This window comes from Paraburkholderia ferrariae NBRC 106233 (assembly GCF_000685035.1).
Lineage (GTDB): Bacteria > Pseudomonadota > Gammaproteobacteria > Burkholderiales > Burkholderiaceae > Paraburkholderia > Paraburkholderia ferrariae.
Window position 1 is genome coordinate 35,041 of record NZ_BAYB01000029.1, and the last position, 18,697, is coordinate 53,737.

The window sequence follows — 18,697 nt, forward strand, 5'->3', positions numbered from 1 at the left end:
GGTAGTGGCCGCACGGTAACAGGCAGGTATCAACGAAAACGCCGCGCTCCGATGATGAGGAGCACGGCGTTTTTTCTTGCGGCTTGCGGGTGCTGCGCAGCGGACTCAGAACACGTGGCGGAACACCCAGTACAGCAGGCCCGAGAGCGCGATGGAAGCGGGCAGCGTGAGCACCCACGCGAGAATGAGGCTGCGCACGGTGTTCCATTGCAGGCCCGAGCCGTTCGCCGCCATCGTGCCCGCCACGCCCGAGGCGAGCACGTGGGTGGTGGAGACGGGCAGGCCGTACACGTCGGCCATGCCGATCGTCGCCATCGCCACCACTTCGGCCGCGGCGCCCTGGCCGTAGGTGAGGTGCTGCTTGCCGATGCGCTCGCCCACCGTCACGACGATGCGCTTCCAGCCCACCATCGTGCCGAGGCCGAGCGCGATGGCCACGGCCACCTTCACCCAGGTCGGGATGAACTTGGTGGCGTGATCGGTCTGGGTGCGGAAGTTTTCGATGGCGCTGGTGTCGGCGGGCGTGAAGGCGGGCTGCTTGCTCTTCTGCATCAGCCGGATCGCCTCCGAGGTGAGGTACATGGTGTTGCGCACGTTGTCCACGATCGACTGCGGCACGTTCGACATCGAGCCGAAGCCGCCCACCTGCTCGCCCACCTGGTTCGCGAGCGCGGCGAGCGCAGGCACGGTTTGCGGCGTGAGCGTGCGCGAACTCACGTAGCGCTCGACTTCGGCGCGCGGCTGGGCGGGGGCGGCCACGCCGTTCGCGTACTGGTCGAGCGCGTGCGCGGCCTGTTGCGCCACGGCGAGGTAGGTCTGCGTTTCGGCGGGCGTGACCGCCTTGTTGAGGGCGTAGGCCGTGGGCACCGTGCCGATCAGGATCAGCATGATGAGGCCCATGCCCTTCTGGCCGTCGTTCGAGCCGTGCGCGAACGAAACGCCCGTGCAGGTGAGGATGAGCAGCGAGCGGATCCAGAACGGCGGCGGCTCGTCGCCCTTGGGTTCCGCATAGAGTTCGGGCACGCGCACGAGCGCCTTCAGCACGATCAGCAAGAGGCCCGAGAGCAGGAAGCCCACGAGCGGCGAGAACAGCAGCGACTTGCCCACGCCGAGCGCCTGGCTCCAGTCCACGCCGCTCGTGCCGGAGGCGCCGTGCATGAGCTGGTTCATGAGGCCCACGCCGATGATCGAGCCCACGAGCGTGTGCGAGCTGGACGAGGGCAGGCCGAAGTACCACGTGCCGAGGTTCCAGATGATCGCGGCGATGAGGAGCGCGAACACCATCGCGAAGCCCGCGCTGCTGCCCACCTGCAGAATCAGCTCGACGGGCAGCAGTTGCAGGATGCCGAACGCGACCGCGCCCGTGGAGGTCAGCACGCCGAGGAAATTCCATCCGCCCGACCAGATCACGGCGAGGTTGGGCGAGAGCGAGTGCGTGTAGATGACGGTGGCCACGGCATTCGCGGTATCGTGGAAGCCGTTGACGAACTCGAAGCCCAGCGCGATCACGAGGGCGATGCCGAGCAGCACCCAAGGCAGCACGGAACTCTGGTGGATGGGCGAGAGGTCGTCGGAGAGGTGCATGCCCACGTAGACCGCGCCGATGGCGATAACGGCAACGAAGGCGAGCAGGCTCGCGCTGCGGCCGCGTGTTTCGGCGGCGCCGCCCGGCGGCGGAGTGAGGGAAATATCCGGCATGGTCAGCACGCTCCTGTGCGTATAAAAAAAGCGCAAATGCAACGTCCCGATCCTGGCTTGCGGGCGTGTCGGATTGATGACAGGTCTTGTGCAAGCTTCGGCCCCCAATTGACGAAAATAGCGAGAATGGGGGCGCTCGCGCTGCGGGCCGGATGTGCGGCAATAATCAGACATTTGCGGCATTGCGAAAGGGAGGATGGCGCCAGTGGCACGACGGGTTCTCTCGCTCAGGCATCGCGCGCGCCGGTGGCTCTTCGCGCGCGGCAAGCGGGCTACGCGGTTCATCGGCAACTATCCGTTTTTCGGCGGTCTCGCAGGCACCCTCGTCGCCACGGTGATGGCCGGCGTGACGTTTGCCGCGATCTACAGCGGGCGCGCGGAAGAGCTGCGCCACGCGGCGGAGAACTCGCGCAATATCGTGCGGATCGTCAGCAGCGATATCGCGCGCAACGTCGAGCTTTACGACCTCGCGTTGCAGGCCGTGGTGACGGGCGCCCAGCAGCCGCTCACCTGGACGTTGCCCGAAGCGCTGCGCCAGCAGGTGCTGTTCAACCGGGCGACGGCGGCTTCGTCGCTGGGCGGCGCTTATGTGATCGGCTCCGATGGCCACGTGGTGGCCTCGCAGAGCGGCGAAGCGGCGATCGGCATCGCGGCGTCGGACCGCGACTACTTTCTCGCCCAGGCGCGCAGTCCCGACACCGGCCTTTTCATTTCGAAGCCCTATCGTTCGCGCCTGCGCGGCGGCGTCCTGACCGTCGGGCTCTCGCGGCGCATCGGCGGGCGTGAAGGGACGTTTGCAGGCGTCGCGCTGCTCGGCGTGCGGATCGAATATTTCGATCACCTGCTGGCGCGCATCGACGTGGGCCGCCACGGCGGCGTGTTCATCCTGATGCAGGACGGCACGATGATCGCGAGCAAGCCGGCGGACCCGCGCGGAGCGGGCGCGAACTACGCCGATTCGTCCAGCTTCGGGCGAATGGCGAAGCAGGCTGCGGGCACGTACACCGGGCGCTCGCCCATCGACGGCAGGGAGCACATCTACACGTGGGAACACGTGGGCGCGACTCCGCTGATCGTGGCCATCGCGCCCGCCGTGGACGACGTGCTGGCGCCCTGGCGGCGGCGCGCGTGGTTCGCCATCGCAATGACGGCGCTCTTCGGCGGCGCGTGGGTGATCGTCTCGTGGGTGCTGGCGTTCGCGCTGCGCGACAAGGTGGTTGCGGAAGGGGAACTGATGCGGCTGGCCGTGACCGATCCGCTCACGGGCCTCGCCAACCGCCGCGCGCTGGACCGGCGCCTCGCGTCCGAATGGCGGCGCGCGGCGCGCGAGCACGAGCCGCTTGCGGTGCTGTTCTTCGACATCGACCACTTCAAGCGCTTTAACGACACCTATGGGCACGCGGCCGGCGACGAAGTGCTGACGCTCGTGGCCGAGCGCATTGCCGCGGGCACGCGGCGCGCGGCGGACATGGCCGCGCGCTACGGCGGCGAGGAGTTCACCGTGGTGCTGCCCGGCATGGAGCTGGCGAGCGCCGTGAAGGTCGCGGAGAAGATCCGCAAGCGTATCGAAGCGGCCAACCTCGCGCACGACGGCTCGAGCTTTGGCCGCGTCACGGTGAGCGTGGGCTGCACGAGCTGCAACCCGCCGCAGGGCGGCAGCGCGGCAAAGCTGCTCGCCGCCGCGGACCACCTGCTCTACGACGCCAAGGAAGGCGGCCGCAACCAGGTGAAGGCGCAGCAGTGGAGCGGGGACGGCGTCGAGCCGGCCGAGGCGGGGCCGCCGGCCGCCGCCTGAGGGGGCTCAGGCGGCGTCGGCGCGGGGAAGAGGGTCTTGCCGGGGCGGGTTGAGAGGATGGGGGAGGTTCAACCCGCGCCCGGCCCGGCGTGTCGTGGCACCCCGGCGCGTTGCGCTCAGCGTGCCGATTTCGACAGGCGATGGCCGAGACCGAGGTTCGAAACGATTTGCCAGGTATAGACGCGCGAGTAGTGCACGCCGAACTGGCGGCCGATCAGCTCGCGCACGCGGCTGTTGGTCCACGCGTCGCTCGGGAAGCCGTGATCGCGCGCGGAGCCGTGCAGGGCGCTCGCGATCCAGATGAGCGCGGCCTGGTCGAGCACGGAGGGCCGGCCGCCTACGCTCATCTGCTTGAGCGCGGCGAGGCCGCCGTCTTCGACAATCGATTTGTAGCGGCGCACCGTCTGGGCGGAGAGGTGCAGGGAGTCGGCGACACTATTCACCGTCGCGCCTTCGATCAGCATTTGGCCAGCGGCCATTCTTCTCGTGACGCTTGGCAAGTCCTCGGTTCGGGTAAGCATTTGATCACTCGTCGACGAAAGATTCCGGAAGCGCGGCATGGCGGATAGATGCCGCTCCTGTCGATCCGGGCCGGGCGCCTCATCGGATGCGGTGGCGCCTGCCCGGGTCGCATGCACAGCTGTCAACCCTGGTTCCAGCATGCGGGTCTTGTCGCTTGCCACGGCCTTGCGCTGGCGGTCGTGACGCCTGGCCTGTGGCGGACGGCGAAGTGCGTGCTCTTTGGCAGAGCACGGGTTTTACGAAACGCGATTACGTTTCGCATCGGATATTAATAATTGTTTTTGTAGGGAATGTGTATAGCGCGGAAAAAAATAGTCTGCTTGACTTGAACGATATCGTGGACTATCGGAAAAAAGGAAACGGCTGCGAAATGCTCAACAATGTGCCTGAGCATTGCGTATTTCGTTTTTACCGATGCGGGCTGGCGGGCCGGATGGATTGGCCTGGTTTTTCATGGACCCTTTTATGCATGCATTTCAATTGCACGTTTTATCTGCCCATTTCTTCTGATTAATTCCGGCGTGGCGGCAAAGCGGGCACATGGCGCAGTGTCCCGCAATGCCCCGCAGTGTCCTAATCGACGCGGTTGCGGTCGCGCACGAGAATCGACACGTAGACCGTTGTCGAGACAATGATCACCGCCACGCCGGTAATCACCATTCTGTTGTCGAACTGAACGAGCCCGAAGACGGCGATGGCGATGCCGGTGGCGGACCCGAGCGTGCCGATGGCCGCGACGAGGATGCGCAGCTTGCTCCACACGCGATGGCGCCGTTCGGGGCCGGCGCCTTCCCTGAGTCGGTCGAATATCATGGGCGGCCTTTCCAGATGAGCCAAGGGAACCGAGGCATTGGGCGAAACCCCACAGCGGGTGCGATGCAGCCAGCTTGCCTTCGATCAATCGATTATATCGGCCGTGCGGCGGCGTGCTTTCTGGGTGTGCTCCGCGCCGGGGCGGAAGTTTTCGCGAAGTTCGGGCGCCATTTAAGTTTGCCTTAATTTTGCGCCGCCATGATGGAGTCGTCGGGTCGATTTGATAGTTCGATTCGCGGTTGTTCTTCACGTCCCCTGTTGGGCCGCCGATTGTATCGGCGGCTTTTTTTTGCCCTGTCTGAACGCGGGCATTGCGTGCGCGCGCATCGATCGGCGCGCCTTGTCTTGTCTCGCCTCGCGTTGCCTTCTGCTTGCGGGGTCAGTCGTGCCTCGGGAAACCGGCGCGGCCCTGGGTGATATCGCGAAGGGTGTCGCGGGCCGCGTCGGCCGCGGTGGCGGGCAACTCGATCGTCAGGCGCACGGTCATGGCGTAGGCGCTCTCCACCAGCGTTGCCTGCGTCTGTTCGATCCAGTGGCGCACGCGCGTTTCGTCCGGATATCCCACCTCGACAGTCAGGCGCGCGAGGGCAATGCGCTCGACTCGGGCCGCGCTTTGCAGGGCGCGGGCGATGGCGTCGGTATAGGCGCGCACGAGCCCGCCCGCGCCCAGCTTCACGCCGCCGTAATAACGCACGACAGCGGCCAGCACGCCGTCCAGATCGTGATGGCGCAGCACTTCGAGTATGGGGCGTCCTGCCGTGCCCGAAGGTTCGCCGTCGTCGGACATGCCCGACTGGCCGCCCGCGAGCAGCGCCCAGCACACATGGGTGGCCGCGGGATGCGCCTCGCGCAGCAGGCGCAGTTCGGCCATGGCGGCCTCGCGGCCGGCAACCGGAATGGCATGCGCGATGAATCGGCTCTTGCGGATTTCGAGTTCCGCGCTGACGGGGGTGGCAAGCGTGAAGGTGGGCAAGACAGGCGGTGCGGCACAGGCTAAAGCGCCATGTTAACCGATCCGGCCAGGCACGGCCGACGCGTCCGGCCCCAAATTCTGACAGTTTCTGTAATGAATACTTGCGGGTTTCGGTAATGACGCGCCGCCTGCGAGGCCCGATAATGCCGCACATGACGGGTCTAGCTCTGGCTGGAGCGAAGCCGAACTCCTCATTCGGTGATCCGTCATTTCCTCTCTTTCTGTTCGCTGCCCCGGGTTCGACGGGCTGCAGCGACCCTTCCCGACAGTTTCGCGGCCGTTTCCCCGGTTGCACGCCGGACAAAAAAATCCCCGGTCAGGACATTGTCCAATGACCGGGGGTTCATAAGGCTCGCCTGTTCTCAAGAGGCCACGCAACCTTACGCCCGCCAAAATCAAACGGCAACGCGAAAATAAATGTTGCTGACCGCCAGCGAAAAAAGCCCCGGGCGTTGCCGGCCGGGGCGAATGAGAATACACCGTGCGCTCCGGGGAACGAAACGCAGGGATAAGTTACCTGCCTGCCCGCCGGGAGGCAATGGCTCACACATTACTTGCAATTACTTGCGATGGCCTTTCCGGCCGTGCTCGGGCCGCAAATATCGCCCATCCACAGAGGCAAAGTAAACGCGCGAGGCCGGTTTCCCTTGCGGAAAACCGGCCTCGTTGCGAGCCGCCGTCATGCGTGACGGCGGCGTGCCGAACCGATCAATAGTGCGGCGGGGGCGGACGATGGTCGTCGTGCCAGCCCGGGGGGCCCGGATCGTGCGGATGATGGTGCATCCACTCGTCGTGGGCCCAGTAGCGATGGCCGTCCCAGTAGCGGTCGCCATGCCAGCCGATGGTGACTCGCACGTCCACCGGGATCATCTGCGGCGCGCCGTACTGCGGCTGCGAATCGGCACGCAATGCGAACGGTGCGGACTGCGCGAAGGCGCTCGTCGCGCCCATCAGCGCGCCGCCGGCGATCAGCGCCGCGGCCATGGCGCGAGCAGGGGTCTTCCAGCTCTTCGTGTTCATTTCGTTCCTCCCTCCAGGTTGCGTTGTGGCAGCGCGGCGTGAAATGCCTTGCCGTCACCCACGAACCGAGCTTATAGGCCGGAAGGCGGGTCGTGCGTGACCACTTGTAAGCGTAAATTTCAACCCGAAGCGGCGCAAGAAAGGGCCAACCTGACAATCGGCCCTTGATGCGGAAAGGATAAAGCCGCGAACTTGACAGTCTCCATTCACCCTTGATGGGGTCGGGTTGTCAACTCACGTTACATTCGCGGGCGCGATTCGTGGACTGCGGGGGCGCGTGAAGGCGCCCCCGGTTTCACGACGGACGCTTCGCGGCCGGGGGAGCGCTCAGATCGATCGCGCTTTGCGAGCCCACCTTCGTGCGTAACTCGTATTTCTGGATCTTGCCCGTGGCCGTGCGCGGCAGTTCGCCGAACTGCACGGCGCGCGGCACCTTGTAGTGCGCGAGGAACTGCCGGCAGTGGGCGATGATCTCTTCGGCGGTCGCGCTCGCGCCCGGGCGCAGTTCGACGAACGCGCACGGCACTTCGCCCCATTTCGCATCGGGCATCGCCACCACCGCAGCAAGCGCGACGGCCGGGTGCCGGTACAGCGTGTCTTCCACCTCGATGCTCGAAATGTTCTCGCCGCCCGAAATGATGACGTCCTTGCTGCGGTCGGTGATGCGCACGTAGCCATCGGGCGTCATCACGCCCAGGTCGCCGGTATGGAACCAGCCGCCGCGGAACGCGTCTTCGGTCGCGCGCTCGTTCTTCAGGTAGCCCTTCATGCAGATGTTGCCGCGGAACATGATTTCGCCGAGCGTCTCGCCGTCGTTGGGCACCGGCTCCATGGTCTGCGCATTGCGCACGGAAAGGCCGCTTTGCAGGTGATAGCGCACGCCCTGGCGCGCGGCGAGGCGCGCCTGCTCGCCGGCGTCGAGCGAGCGCCAGTGTTCCTGCACGGCGCACACGGCGGCAGGGCCGTAGACCTCGGTGAGCCCATAAACGTGCGTGAGCTCGACGCCTATGGCCTTCATCTTGGCGATCACGGCCGGCGCGGGCGGTGCGCCCGCAACCATCGTGCGCACCGTGTGGGCGATGCCTTCGCGGTATTCGGCGGGCGCGTCGGCGAGCGCGGCCTGGACGATGGGCGCGCCGCAATAGTGGGTGACGCCCTCGCGGCGGATGAGGTCGAACACGAGCTTCGCGTCGAATTTGCGCAGGCAGACGTTCACGCCCGCGCGCGCCGCGACGGTCCATGCGAAGCACCAGCCGTTGCAGTGAAAGAGCGGCAGCGTCCAGAGATACACCGCGTGCTTCGGCATGTCCCATTCGAGAATGTTGCTGACCGCCGCCACACACGCGCCGCGATGGTGATAGACCACGCCCTTGGGGTCGCCCGTCGTGCCCGAGGTGTAGTTGAGCGCGATGGCGTCCCATTCGCTGGCGGGCGGGAGCCACTCGAATTCGGGATCGCCGCCCTCGAGAAACGCTTCGTAGTCGATGGCGCGCGGGAAGTGCCCGGGGTCGGCCGGGGCGATGTCGGCCACGCTGATGATCTTGAGGTCGGGAAGCTCCGCCGCCGCGCGCTGCGCGAGCGCCGCGTATTCGGTATCGACGATGAGCGCTTTGGCCTCGCCGTGGCGCAGCATGAACAGCATGGTTGCGGCGTCCAGACGCGTGTTCAGCGTGTTGAGCACGGCGCCCGCCATCGGCACGCCGAAGTGGGCTTCGACCATCGCCGGAATGTTGGGCAGGAGCGCCGCCACCGTGTCGCCGCGGCCAATCCCGGCCCGGGCGAGGGCGCTGGCGAGCCGGCGCGTGCGGGCGTAGGTCTCGCGCCAGTTGCGGCGCACGTCGCCATGCACGACCGCGAGGCGTTCGCCGTACACCTCGGCCGCGCGCACGATGAAGTCGATCGGGGTGAGCGGCACGTAGTTGGCGTCGCGTTGTTCGAGGCCTGTTTCGTAGGGGTGCGCCATGGCGTGGTCTCCTTGAGTCCGGTCTACGACGACAACGGCAGCGCCAGCCGGGCGGCGGGCGCTGGCCAGTTTGCCGCAGCGGGCCGCTGTCGTCGTCGGTATCTTTATCGGTATGATGCGCGCTATCGTGGCAGGACCGCGCGCATTAGTCTGTCGCCGGCGCGACAGAGCGGCCCGCCGTCTCCCTCCCTCTGAGAGTGTGCGCGATCATGCATTCCACCCTACCGTCGGGCGGCGAAGCATCCGGCGAGGCCGGCCGTCCCGTGTCTCGCATCGACGCCGCGGACCCTGTGCGCCTCGCGGCTCTCTTCGAGCGCTGCGCCTGGTTCCGCGCGCTCGCGCCGGAGCATCGCGCGCGGGTGCTGGCCGATTCGCACGCGCAGGCGTATGCGCCGGGCGCGACCGTGGCCGCGCGCGAGGCGCCCTCGGCGTACTGGCTGGGCGTGAGCTCGGGTCTCGTGAAGCTCGCGATCTTCAACGCCTCGGGGCGCGGCTGCACGTTCTCCGGCGTGCCGCACGGCGGATGGTTCGGCGAGGGCAGCGTGATCAAGCGCGAGCCGCGCAAGTACGACGTGATCGCACTGCAGCCCTCGCTCGTGATGGCGGTGACCGCCGATACGTTTCACCGGCTGATGGACTGCAGCCTGCCGTTCAACCGTTTCGTGATCCATCAGTTGAACAACCGCATGGGCGAATTCATCGGCCTGATCCAGAACAGCCGCCTGCTCGACATCGACGCGCGCGTGGCGCAATCGCTCGCGCAAATGTTCAACCCCGACCTCTACCCGGAGACCGGCAGCGCGCTGGAGATCTCGCAGGAGGAGATCGGCATGCTGGCGGGCGCCTCGCGGCAGCGGGTCAATCAGGCGTTGCAGGCGCTCGAGAAGGCGGGGCTCGTCACGCTCTCTTACAACCGCGTGGACGTGCTCGATCTGGGCGGCTTGCGGGCCTACGGGCGCGATCAGCTCTGAGGCGGGACGCGTCCTGACCTGGTCCGTTACCTGATCCATGACCTGGACCGTTACCCGGTTTCTCATCCCGGTGTTGCACGGATTGGAAGGGTCTCCTCCCGGGCGGGCGGTTTTTGGGGCATGCCTTCCTGCGTAGACTTTGTGCATCGACGCGTGCGCCGTTTGCGGCCTCCGGTCCGCGGCACGAGTCTCGTCAATTCGTCAGGAGAGCAAAATGAAGCGCCCCATGCTGTGCGCAGCACTGGTTTCGATGATGGCCGTCGTTCCCGCAATGTCGTTTGCCCAGACCGCCGGCAACGGCCCGCTGACGCGAGCGCAGGTGGTGCAGGAGATCGTCGATCTGGAGTCGGTGGGATATAACCCGGCGCACGTGAACGATTCCACCTACCCGGAAGAAACGCAGGCGGCGATGCAGCGTCTGGCCGCAAAGCGTGCGAACGAAGCGCGTCTTGCGCAGGAGCGCCAGGTGGCGGACTCGGGTTACGGCAATCCGCCGGAGTTGAACGGGGAGTCGGGCGCGCCTGCTGCGGCGAAGGTGCCGCCTCTATCGCATGGGGTGTCGCATGGACCGTCTGTACCGGTGGGCGAGGCGCCGCAGGCGTACCCGCATCACTGAACTGAATGAAGCGGGAGCGGTATTGGCGGCGCGGGCGCGCCGCCTGGCGCCTAGTGATCGAGCGCGAGCCGCGCGCCCAGTGCGACGAGCACGCTGCCCATCACGGCGTCCACGGGGCGGCGCAGCTTCTGGTAGCCGCGCTGCACGCTGCCCGTCGAGAACAGCAGCGCCATCGCTGTGAACCACGTGATCGACACGGCGCCCACGGTCGCTACCGTCGCGCCGTGCACCCACATCGGCGCATGGGCCGGCAGCAGCGTCACGAACAGGCTGCCGAAGAACGCGGCGGCCTTCGGGTTCGTGAGGCCGACCAGCAGGCCGCGCCGGTACGAATGCGCGCTGCTTGCCGTTTTCGCGGCCGCTGCGGGCGCCGCTGCCGCGCCCGACGACTGGCGCAGGCTCATCAGCGTCTTCGCGCCGAGATACACGAGATAGATCGCGCCCGCGATACGGATGCCCTCATAGAGCCACGCGAGTTGCGCGAGTATCAGCCCGAGGCCGAACACGGCGAGCGTGGCCCAGAGCACGTGCGAAGTGGCAATGCCGGCGGCGGCGAACAGCCCTGCGCGGCGGCGGCCAAACGCGTGCGAGGTGACGGCCAGCATGTCGGGGCCCGGGCTCGCGCAGGCGAGCAGCATGACGCCGGCAATGGCGGCAAGTTGAGGCAGGAAGTTCATGGCGATCGGCGTGCGCCTCTTTGCGCGGTGGAGTGCAAAGCGCCAAGCTTACCGTGAAAACGCCCGCGCCTCGCGCTCACGCGTCCGGCGGCACGCCGAGCAGTTGCAGCGTGCCGGCCGTCACACCGGAGAACACCGGCCCCGCGACCGTGCCGCCGTAGTAAGTGCGGCCCGCCGGATCGTCGATCATCACGGCGACGATCACGCGCGGCGCGCTCATGGGCGCCATGCCGACGAACAGCGCCCGATAGCGGTTCTTCGCGTAGCCCGCGCCGATCTGCTTGCGTGCCGTGCCGGTCTTGCCGCCTGTGCGATAGCCTTCGACCTTCGCCGAGCGGCCCGTGCCGCCTTCGCTCGTCGCCATTTCCAGCATGCCGCGCATTGCCGCGGCCGTGGCCGGCGTCGTGACCCGGCGGGCCAGGGCGGCGGGCGCATCGGCGGAATCCGCGGAGTCGGCGGCAACGGGCGTTTCCGGCGTACGCAACAGCCGCGCGGGGTACATCGTGCCGTCGCCCGCATAGGCCGTGTAGACCTGGGCGATCTGCAGCAGCGACGTAGAAAGTCCGTAGCCGTAGGCCATCGTCGCCTGCTCGATGGGGCGCCAGCGCGCCCACGGCCTTACGCGGCCCGCCGCGGCGCCGGGGAACGTGACCTCGGGCCGCTGCCCGAGCCCATAGGACTGGTAGGTGTCCCAGATGGTCTGCGCGGGCAGGTTCAGCGCGATCTTGGCAAGCGCGATATTGCTCGACTTCTGGATCGCCTCCGCCACGGTCATGCGGCCGTGGTTCGAGGTGTCGTGTATCGTCGCGGGGCCGATGCGATACGTGCCCGGCGAGGTATCGACGATGGTGCCCGGGCCCACCTTGCGCTGATCCATCGCGAGCGCCACCACCACCGGCTTGATGGTCGAGCCGGGCTCGAACGTATCGACCACGGCCCGGTTGCGCAACTGGCGGCCCGTGAGCCGCGAGCGGTCGTTCGGGTCGTAGGACGGCCAGTTCGCGAGCGCGAGTATGTCGCCGTTGCGTGCGTCGAGCACCACCACGCTGCCCGCTTCCGCGTTGTGCTTCGTGACGGCGGCCTTGAGCTGCGTGTAGGCAAGCTGCTGCACGCGGCGGTCGATGGTGAGCTGAACGGTCTCGCCGTTCTTCGGCAACACGCGCTCGCGCGTTTCCGAGATCACGCGTCCCAGCCGGTCGCGGATCACTTCGCGCTGGCCGGGCGTGCCGCGCAGGCGGTCGTTTGCCGCGAGCTCGACCCCTTCCTGCCCGGCGTCCTCGATATCGGTGAAGCCCACCACGTGCGCGGCCGATTCGCCTTCGGGATAGAAGCGCCGCGAGTCCGCGATCAGCGTGATGCCGCCGGTGGCCATCTCGTCGATGTGCGCGGCGGTTTCCGCGTCCACCTGGCGCTTGAGCAGCACGAACGAGCGGTCGCCCGCAAGGCGGCGGCGCAGCTCGGCCGCCGGCATGCCGAGGAGTTTCGCGAGCGGTTCGTGGGCCGCTTCGTCCACGAGTTTCGGGCTTGCCCAGATCTCGAAGGTTTCGAGGCTCACGGCGAGCAGCGCGCCGTTGCGGTCCACGATGCGGCCGCGCATCGCGTCGAGTGCGAGCGTGCGCTGATAGCGCTTTTGCCCCTGCGCAACATAGAAGTCGTGGTTGACCACCTGGACCCACAGCGCACGGCCGGCGAGCGCCGCGAAGGCGGCGAAGGCCACGAAGACCACGAACTTCGAGCGCCACGCGGGCAGGCGCGGGGAGAGCATCGGGTGGCGGGTGGCCGTGGCGTGCGGGTCGCGCGGCGGCGTGTTCCGGCGGGTCATCGGGGGGCGTGCGGGGGTGTCATGGGGTTGATTGTAAATGTAGTGTAATTTAAATGAAATGTTTGGCGCGTGCGGTTGCCCGGCACAGCGGGGCTCGCCGAGCAGGGAAACAGCAAGGAACAACGTGGGAGAACTAACGAGGCGGGGGAAGCCGGAGGGGTAAATCGCAGCCTGGGCCGGACGGCGTAGCCGGCCCAGGGGACATCGGTTTCGTTACGCGAATGCGGGCAGCCTGAAGCTCGCAATTGCCTCGCGCAGCATCGTCACCTGGTCCTTGAGCGAGTGAGCGGCGGCGGCGGCCTCTTCGACAAGCGCGGCATTTTGCTGCGTCACCTGATCCATCTCGCCCACGGCGCGATTCACCTGCTCGATGCCCGCGCTCTGCTCGCGCGAGGCATGGCTGATCTCTTCGAGAATCTCGTGCACGCGCCGCACCGACTGGACGATCTCGCCCATCGTCGTGCCCGCGTCGGTCACGAGTTGCGCGCCTTCCGCCACCGTGCCGGTCGACTTTCCGATCAGCGCCTTGATCTCCTTGGCCGCCGTGGCCGAACGCTGGGCGAGGCTGCGCACCTCGGCGGCAACCACCGCAAAGCCGCGGCCCTGCTCGCCCGCGCGCGCGGCTTCCACGGCCGCGTTCAACGCGAGAATGTTGGTCTGGAACGCAATGCCGTCGATCACGCCGATGATGTCGCCGATCTGGCGCGAGCTCGTGGTGATGTCGCCCATCGTGCGCACCACGTTTTCCACGACTTCGCTGCCGCGCGTCGCCACGTCGGCGGCCTGGCTCGCGAGCTGCGCCGCGTGCTGGGCGCTGTCCGCGTTCTGGCGCACGTTGGTCGTCATCTGGTCCATGCTCGAGGCGGTTTCCACGAGCGCCGCGGCCTGCTGCTCCGTGCGCTGCGAGAGATCCGTGTTGCCCGAGGCGATCTCGTTGGCGCCCACGTTGATGTTCTCCGCGCCGCCCAGCACGCGCGACACCGTCTGCACGAGCGAGCCCTGCATCGTCGAAAGCGCGTGCATGAGGCTGCGTTCGTTGTGGCCGAGCGCCTGCACGCGCGCGGTGAGATCGCCCTGGGCGATGCGGTTGGCCGCGTCCACGGCCACTTCGAGTTCGCCGCCGATCGAGGCGCGCACGCTGCGCACCACGAAGATCATCACGATGGTTGCGATCGCACCCAGTACGAAGGTCACGGCGAGCCAGATGCCGAGGCTTTCGTAGAAGGCGGCGCGCACGTCGTCCATGTACATGCCGGTCACGATGCACCAGTCCCACGGCGCGAAGCGTTTGGCGTAGCTCTTCTTGGGCACGGGCTGGTCGTGGCCGGGCTTGGCCCAGAGGTAATCGACGAAGGCGCCTCCGGGCCGGTTGGCCGCCTCGGCGAGGTCGGTGAACAGATGGTGGCCGGCCGGGTCCGTGAAGCCGGCAAGCGACTTGCCCACCAGTTCCGGCTTGATCGGGTGCATGAGCATCACGGCCTGCGAGTTGTTGATGCTCAGGTAGCCGTCGGTGCCGTAGCGGATCGAGCCGATCACGGCGAGCGCCTGCTTTTGCGCATCGGCGTCGGACAGCTTGTTCTGCTGCGCGAGCGTGTAGTAGTAGTTGGCGACGCTCGTGGCTTCTTCCACGAGCGTTTTCAACTGCGCCTCGCGTTCGCCGATCATCGCGCTGCGGCTTTGCCATGCGCCGAAGGCGACGATGAGCAGGAGACCGATCCAGAGGATCGTGATCATCGAGCGGAGTTTTTTGGTCAGTGTCATGGTCGGTCGGGGTGGTTCTTTCTCGTGGCTGCGAGGGGCGGGCGAGACGGGCTGCACCTGCATGCCCCTCCTGCCCTTCTTGCGTTAACGGCTTGCCGCCATGGCCACGTGACCCAGGGCGAACCCGGTGCGAGCGCAGTTTCATCCGACGAATCAAGCCTTTGGCAGCGGCCCGATCGATATGTGGGAAAAACGCCAAAAGACCCGCATCAAAGCCACAAATTTCACTGCAACACCATGTTTTGCCACGATTGGCGGTGCTGCAAGGCAATGGGGAATCGTTTCCGCTATAGTCGCGGCTTCGGCCCACATCCGACACAGGACCCGCAGAGGCCGCCGCGGCCCTGCCGCGCCGGCGCCGTGTGGGCCGCGACCAGAGAGGGCGGCGCCGACCGCTCCAGAACGACACCCTTGGAAAACGCATGCGAGCGATCATTCTTGCCGCAGGGCTCGGCCTGCGGCTTCAGCAAACCGAGGGCGAACAGTTTCCGAAATGCCTGCTGCAGTTCGACGGCACGTCGCTGCTAGAGCGGCATTTGCGCCTGCTCGAAGCGGCGGGCGTGACGGAGGTCGTCCTTGCGCTCGGCTTTCAGCCGCACAGCGTGGAGGCGGAACTCGCGCGCATGGGCTGGCCGCACCCTGTCGAAACCGTGCTTAACACGCGCTTCGATCTGGGCAGCGTGCTCACGGTGCACTGCGTGGCCGAGGCGCTCACGCGCGGCGGCGACGTGCTGCTCATGGACGCCGACGTGCTCTACGACGAACGCGTGCTCGCGCCGCTCGTGGCCGGCAGCGCGCCCGCCAACCGCCTCCTGATCGACCGCGACTTCGAAACCGGCGACGAGCCGGTGAAGCTGTGCCTGCGCGATGGCGTGCCCATCGAACTGCGCAAGCAGCTCGCGGTGGGTCTGCAGTACGACACGATCGGCGAGTCGGTGGGCTTCTTTCGCCTGAACGAAGCCACGGCGCGGCGTTTTGCGCAGATCGTCGCGGGCTATGTCGAAAGCGGCCGCGCCAACCTGCCTCACGAAGAGGCGTTGCGCGACCTGCTGCTCGAACGCGGCGACGCGTTCGAGACCGCCGATGTGACCGGCGCCCCCTGGATCGAAATCGATTTTCCCAACGATGTGACGCGCGCCGCGCAGCAGGTGCTGCCGCAACTGCGCCGTCCGGTAGGAGTGACACGATGAACGCACGCGAACCCGCCATGGTTCCGGTATCCCGCAGCGCCCGTCTGCGCCAGATGCTTGTTTCCAACGAACTCGAATTCCTGATGGAAGCCCACAACGGCCTTTCCGCACGCATTGCGCGCGAGGCCGGCTTCAAGGCCATCTGGGGCTCGGGTCTTTCGATTTCCGCGCAGTTCGGCGTGCGCGACAACAACGAGGCGAGCTGGACCCAGGTGGTCGACAACCTCGAATTCATGGCCGACGCGAGCGACCTGCCCATCCTGCTCGACGGCGATACCGGCTACGGCAACTTCAACAACGTGCGCCGGCTCGTGCGCAAGCTCGAACAGCGCGGCATTGCGGGCGTGTGCATCGAAGACAAGCAGTTCCCGAAGACCAACAGCTTCATCAAGGGCGAAGCGCAGCCGCTTGCCGACATGGACGAATTCTGCGGCAAGATCAAGGCCGGCAAGGACTCGCAGACCGACGAGAACTTCTCGATCGTCGCGCGCGTGGAAGCGCTGATCGCGGGCTGGGGCATGGACGAGGCGCTCAAGCGCGCCGAGGCCTACCGCCTTGCGGGCGCCGATGCGATTCTCATCCACAGCAAGCTCTCGAAATCCGACGAGATCCTCACGTTCGCGCGCGAATGGGCTGGCCGCGGCCCGCTCGTGATTGTGCCGACCAAGTACTACAGCACGCCGACCGACGTGTTCCGCAAGGCGGGCATCAGCGTCGTGATCTGGGCGAACCATCTCGTGCGCGCCTCGGCCTCGGCCATGCAGGCGGTGGCGAAGACCATTCACGACACCGAGACGCTGGTGGACGTGGAAGACCGCATTGCTTCGGTCAACGAAATTTTCCGCTTGCAGGACGCCGACGAATACGCGGAGGCCGAAGACCGTTACCTGTCCACCTCGCGCGGCGCGGGTTCGGCCATCGTGCTGGCCGCGAGCCGGGGCTCGGGCCTCGACGCCGTGACCGAAGACAAGCCCAAGGTCATGCTGCCCGTGGCGGGCAAGCCGCTCCTGCGCTGGCTGGTCGATGCGTTCAAGAAGGAGCAGGTGAACGACATCACCGTGGTGGGCGGCTATCGCGCCGACGCCATCGACACCGCCGGCATCAAGCTCGTGCGCAACGAACGCTACGCGCAAACGAACGAACTGGCGTCGCTCGCCTGCGCCGCGGACGCGCTCAAGAACGACACCGTCATTGCGTACGGCGACCTCGTGTTCCGCAGCTACATCCTGCGCGACCTGGTGGAGAGCGAGGCGGACTTCAGCGTGGTGATCGATTCGTCGCCGGCGACGGAAAACCGCAGCGTGCGCGACTTCGCCTGGTGCAATTCGGCCGACGACCGCGGCCTCTTCGGCAACAAGGTGCTGCTCTCGCGCGTTTCGAGCGACGTGGGCACTGGGGGCACTCCGGGCGAAGCGCCGCACGGCCGCTGGATCGGCCTCATGAACGTGCGCGGCGCGGGCCGCGAGAAGCTCGCGAAGAAGCTCGCGCAACTGCAGACGCGCGCCGACTTCGACACGCTCGACATGCCGGCGCTCCTGAACGCATTGATCGAAGACGGCGAGAAGATCGAAGTGCAGTACGTGCATGGCCACTGGCGCGGCGTGAACGACCTCGAAGATTTCCGCAGCGCGGGCGACTTCGCCCAGGGCGTCTATACGCCGGCCGGCGAGGGCGCGGAGGGCAACGCATGATCGAGGCGGCACAGTTCGTCGAGGCGGCGCGCGCGCGCGGCTTCGAGTGGTACGCGGGCGTACCGTGCTCGTTTCTCACGCCGTTCATCAACTACGTGCTGCAGGACGAGTCGCTGCACTACGTTTCGGCGGCCAACGAAGGCGATGCCGTGGCGCTGATCGCGGGCGTCGCGCTCGCGGGCAAGCGCGGCATCACGATGATGCAGAACTCGGGCCTCGGCAACGCCGTGAGCCCGCTCACCTCGCTCACGTGGACCTTCCGTCTGCCGCAACTGCTGATCGTGACGTGGCGCGGCCAGCCTGGCGTTGCCGACGAGCCGCAGCACGCGCTGATGGGCCCCGTCACGCCGCAGATGCTGGAGACCATGGAGATTCCGTGGGAGACGTTTCCCACCGGGACCGACCAGATCGCGCCGGCGCTGGAGCGCGCGATTCGCCATATGGACGAAACGGGCCGCCCCTATGCGCTCGTGATGCAGAAGGGCAGCGTCGCGCCGGTCGAACTCAAGGATGGTGCCGCGCCCGCGAAGCATGCGCTCGCTGTGGCGCAGCCGAAGTGGACCGGCAGGACTGCCGATGAATGGCCGTCGCGCCGCGATGCGCTCGAACGCGTGATCGCGGGCACGCCGGCCGATTCGACGGTGGTGGTCGCCTCCACCGGTTTTTGCGGCCGCGAGTTGTATGCGCTAGACGACCGCGCCAATCAGCTCTACATGGTCGGCTCGATGGGCTGCGTCACGCCGTTCGCGCTTGGACTCGCGCTTGCGCGCCCCGACCTGAACGTGGTCGCGCTCGACGGCGACGGTGCCGCGTTGATGCGCATGGGCGCGTTTGCGACGCTCGGCGCGTATGGCCCTTCGAACCTCACGCACGTGCTGCTCGACAACGGCGCGCACGACTCGACGGGCGGTCAGGCCACGGTCTCGCAGCAGGTGTCGTTCGCGAACGTCGCCGCGGCGTGCGGCTATGCCGACGCTGCCGAAAGCGACGACCTCGCCGCGCTCGACGAAGTACTGGCCGCTGCGCGCGAGCGCCGTGCCGGTGCCAACGGCGTGAGCGGCACGCGCTTCGTGCGCATTACGATCCGCCGCGGCACGCCGGACGGCCTGCCGCGCCCCACGATTACGCCGCCCGATGTGAAGACACGCCTGATGCGCCACATCGGCGCACGCGCTCAATAAGGAG

General features: G+C 67.0%; 15 protein-coding genes. 6 read left to right on the plus strand and 9 right to left on the minus strand.

Features of this window, described 5'->3' with window-relative positions; all coding sequences use genetic code 11:
- Positions 1-105: 105 nt before the first annotated feature.
- The gene (locus tag BFE01S_RS27010; RefSeq protein ID WP_028228186.1) at positions 106-1,698 is read right to left on the minus strand and encodes an inorganic phosphate transporter; all 1,593 of its coding nucleotides are present in this window, start codon (positions 1,696-1,698) and stop codon (positions 106-108) included.
- 205 nt (positions 1,699-1,903) lie between these two features.
- Here BFE01S_RS27010 and BFE01S_RS40335 point away from each other — a divergent pair, with 205 nt between their 5' ends.
- A complete protein-coding gene (locus tag BFE01S_RS40335; protein ID WP_042338727.1) occupies positions 1,904-3,493 on the plus strand; it encodes a GGDEF domain-containing protein in 1,590 nt (529 codons plus the stop codon).
- 116 nt (positions 3,494-3,609) lie between these two features.
- Here BFE01S_RS40335 and BFE01S_RS27020 read toward each other — a convergent pair whose 3' ends face one another.
- The 5 genes from BFE01S_RS27020 to BFE01S_RS27050 form a co-directional block, all read right to left on the minus strand.
- Positions 3,610-4,053: a helix-turn-helix domain-containing protein gene (locus BFE01S_RS27020; protein WP_322787841.1), complete on the minus strand. Its 444-nt coding sequence runs from the start codon at positions 4,051-4,053 to the stop codon at positions 3,610-3,612.
- Between the two features lie 535 nt (positions 4,054-4,588).
- Positions 4,589-4,828: a DUF2964 family protein gene (locus tag BFE01S_RS27030; RefSeq protein WP_042338694.1), complete on the minus strand. Its 240-nt coding sequence runs from the start codon at positions 4,826-4,828 to the stop codon at positions 4,589-4,591.
- A gap of 379 nt (positions 4,829-5,207) precedes the next feature.
- Positions 5,208-5,801: an IMPACT family protein gene (locus BFE01S_RS27040; RefSeq protein ID WP_028228189.1), complete on the minus strand. Its 594-nt coding sequence runs from the start codon at positions 5,799-5,801 to the stop codon at positions 5,208-5,210.
- A gap of 708 nt (positions 5,802-6,509) precedes the next feature.
- Positions 6,510-6,821: a hypothetical protein gene (locus tag BFE01S_RS27045; protein WP_028228190.1), complete on the minus strand. Its 312-nt coding sequence runs from the start codon at positions 6,819-6,821 to the stop codon at positions 6,510-6,512.
- Positions 6,822-7,116: 295 nt separating this feature from the next.
- Positions 7,117-8,784 carry an acyl-CoA synthetase gene (locus BFE01S_RS27050; protein WP_028228191.1) on the minus strand — a complete coding sequence of 556 codons (1,668 nt, stop codon included), beginning with the start codon at positions 8,782-8,784 and terminating at the stop codon, positions 7,117-7,119.
- 209 nt (positions 8,785-8,993) lie between these two features.
- Between BFE01S_RS27050 and BFE01S_RS27055 the strand changes: the two genes are divergently transcribed.
- On the plus strand, positions 8,994-9,755 hold the full coding sequence (locus BFE01S_RS27055) for a Crp/Fnr family transcriptional regulator (RefSeq protein ID WP_084170192.1): 762 nt from the start codon (positions 8,994-8,996) through the stop codon (positions 9,753-9,755).
- Between the two features lie 214 nt (positions 9,756-9,969).
- Complete coding sequence (locus tag BFE01S_RS42370; RefSeq protein WP_063834446.1) at positions 9,970-10,371, plus strand: DUF4148 domain-containing protein; 402 nt, start codon at positions 9,970-9,972, stop codon at positions 10,369-10,371.
- A 50-nt stretch (positions 10,372-10,421) separates the two neighbouring features.
- On the opposite strand, the gene BFE01S_RS27065 is transcribed toward BFE01S_RS42370, so the two are convergent.
- The 3 genes from BFE01S_RS27065 to BFE01S_RS27075 all read right to left on the minus strand — a co-directional run bounded on the left by BFE01S_RS27065 (position 10,422) and on the right by BFE01S_RS27075 (position 14,631).
- On the minus strand, positions 10,422-11,048 hold the full coding sequence (locus BFE01S_RS27065; protein WP_028228193.1) for a LysE family translocator: 627 nt from the start codon (positions 11,046-11,048) through the stop codon (positions 10,422-10,424).
- A 76-nt stretch (positions 11,049-11,124) separates the two neighbouring features.
- Complete coding sequence (locus BFE01S_RS27070) at positions 11,125-12,870, minus strand: peptidoglycan D,D-transpeptidase FtsI family protein (RefSeq protein WP_028228194.1); 1,746 nt, start codon at positions 12,868-12,870, stop codon at positions 11,125-11,127.
- A gap of 213 nt (positions 12,871-13,083) precedes the next feature.
- Positions 13,084-14,631 (minus strand): methyl-accepting chemotaxis protein, encoded by a 1,548-nt coding sequence (locus BFE01S_RS27075; protein WP_028228195.1) that lies wholly within the window; start codon positions 14,629-14,631, stop codon positions 13,084-13,086.
- A gap of 422 nt (positions 14,632-15,053) precedes the next feature.
- Between BFE01S_RS27075 and BFE01S_RS27080 the strand changes: the two genes are divergently transcribed.
- Genes BFE01S_RS27080 through aepY form a run of 3 tightly spaced genes read left to right on the plus strand, consistent with a single transcriptional unit; the run spans position 15,054 to position 18,693 of the window.
- Positions 15,054-15,821, plus strand: a complete 768-nt coding sequence (locus BFE01S_RS27080; protein ID WP_028228196.1) for a phosphocholine cytidylyltransferase family protein — start codon at positions 15,054-15,056, stop codon at positions 15,819-15,821.
- The gene (gene aepX / locus BFE01S_RS27085; RefSeq protein ID WP_028228197.1) at positions 15,818-17,512 is read left to right on the plus strand and encodes a phosphoenolpyruvate mutase; all 1,695 of its coding nucleotides are present in this window, start codon (positions 15,818-15,820) and stop codon (positions 17,510-17,512) included. Before BFE01S_RS27080 ends, aepX begins: the two co-directional genes overlap by 4 nt.
- The gene (gene aepY / locus BFE01S_RS27090; RefSeq protein ID WP_028228198.1) at positions 17,509-18,693 is read left to right on the plus strand and encodes a phosphonopyruvate decarboxylase; all 1,185 of its coding nucleotides are present in this window, start codon (positions 17,509-17,511) and stop codon (positions 18,691-18,693) included. Before aepX ends, aepY begins: the two co-directional genes overlap by 4 nt.
- Positions 18,694-18,697 lie beyond the last annotated feature (4 nt).

Excerpts from the sequence above, each read along its gene's own strand:
- BFE01S_RS27010 (WP_028228186.1), bottom strand. The coding sequence starts at position 1,698 with ATGCCGGATATTTCCCTCACTCCGCCGCCGGGCGGCGCCGCCGAAACA.
- BFE01S_RS27020 (WP_322787841.1), bottom strand. The coding sequence starts at position 4,053 with ATGCCGCGCTTCCGGAATCTTTCGTCGACGAGTGATCAAATGCTTACC.
- BFE01S_RS27030 (WP_042338694.1), bottom strand. The coding sequence starts at position 4,828 with ATGATATTCGACCGACTCAGGGAAGGCGCCGGCCCCGAACGGCGCCAT.
- BFE01S_RS27045 (WP_028228190.1), bottom strand. The coding sequence starts at position 6,821 with ATGAACACGAAGAGCTGGAAGACCCCTGCTCGCGCCATGGCCGCGGCG.
- BFE01S_RS27050 (WP_028228191.1), bottom strand. The coding sequence starts at position 8,784 with ATGGCGCACCCCTACGAAACAGGCCTCGAACAACGCGACGCCAACTAC.
- BFE01S_RS27055 (WP_084170192.1), top strand. The coding sequence starts at position 8,994 with ATGCATTCCACCCTACCGTCGGGCGGCGAAGCATCCGGCGAGGCCGGC.
- BFE01S_RS42370 (WP_063834446.1), top strand. The coding sequence starts at position 9,970 with ATGAAGCGCCCCATGCTGTGCGCAGCACTGGTTTCGATGATGGCCGTC.
- BFE01S_RS27065 (WP_028228193.1), bottom strand. The coding sequence starts at position 11,048 with ATGAACTTCCTGCCTCAACTTGCCGCCATTGCCGGCGTCATGCTGCTC.
- BFE01S_RS27070 (WP_028228194.1), bottom strand. The coding sequence starts at position 12,870 with ATGACCCGCCGGAACACGCCGCCGCGCGACCCGCACGCCACGGCCACC.
- BFE01S_RS27075 (WP_028228195.1), bottom strand. The coding sequence starts at position 14,631 with ATGACACTGACCAAAAAACTCCGCTCGATGATCACGATCCTCTGGATC.
- BFE01S_RS27080 (WP_028228196.1), top strand. The coding sequence starts at position 15,054 with ATGCGAGCGATCATTCTTGCCGCAGGGCTCGGCCTGCGGCTTCAGCAA.
- aepX (WP_028228197.1), top strand. The coding sequence starts at position 15,818 with ATGAACGCACGCGAACCCGCCATGGTTCCGGTATCCCGCAGCGCCCGT.
- aepY (WP_028228198.1), top strand. The coding sequence starts at position 17,509 with ATGATCGAGGCGGCACAGTTCGTCGAGGCGGCGCGCGCGCGCGGCTTC.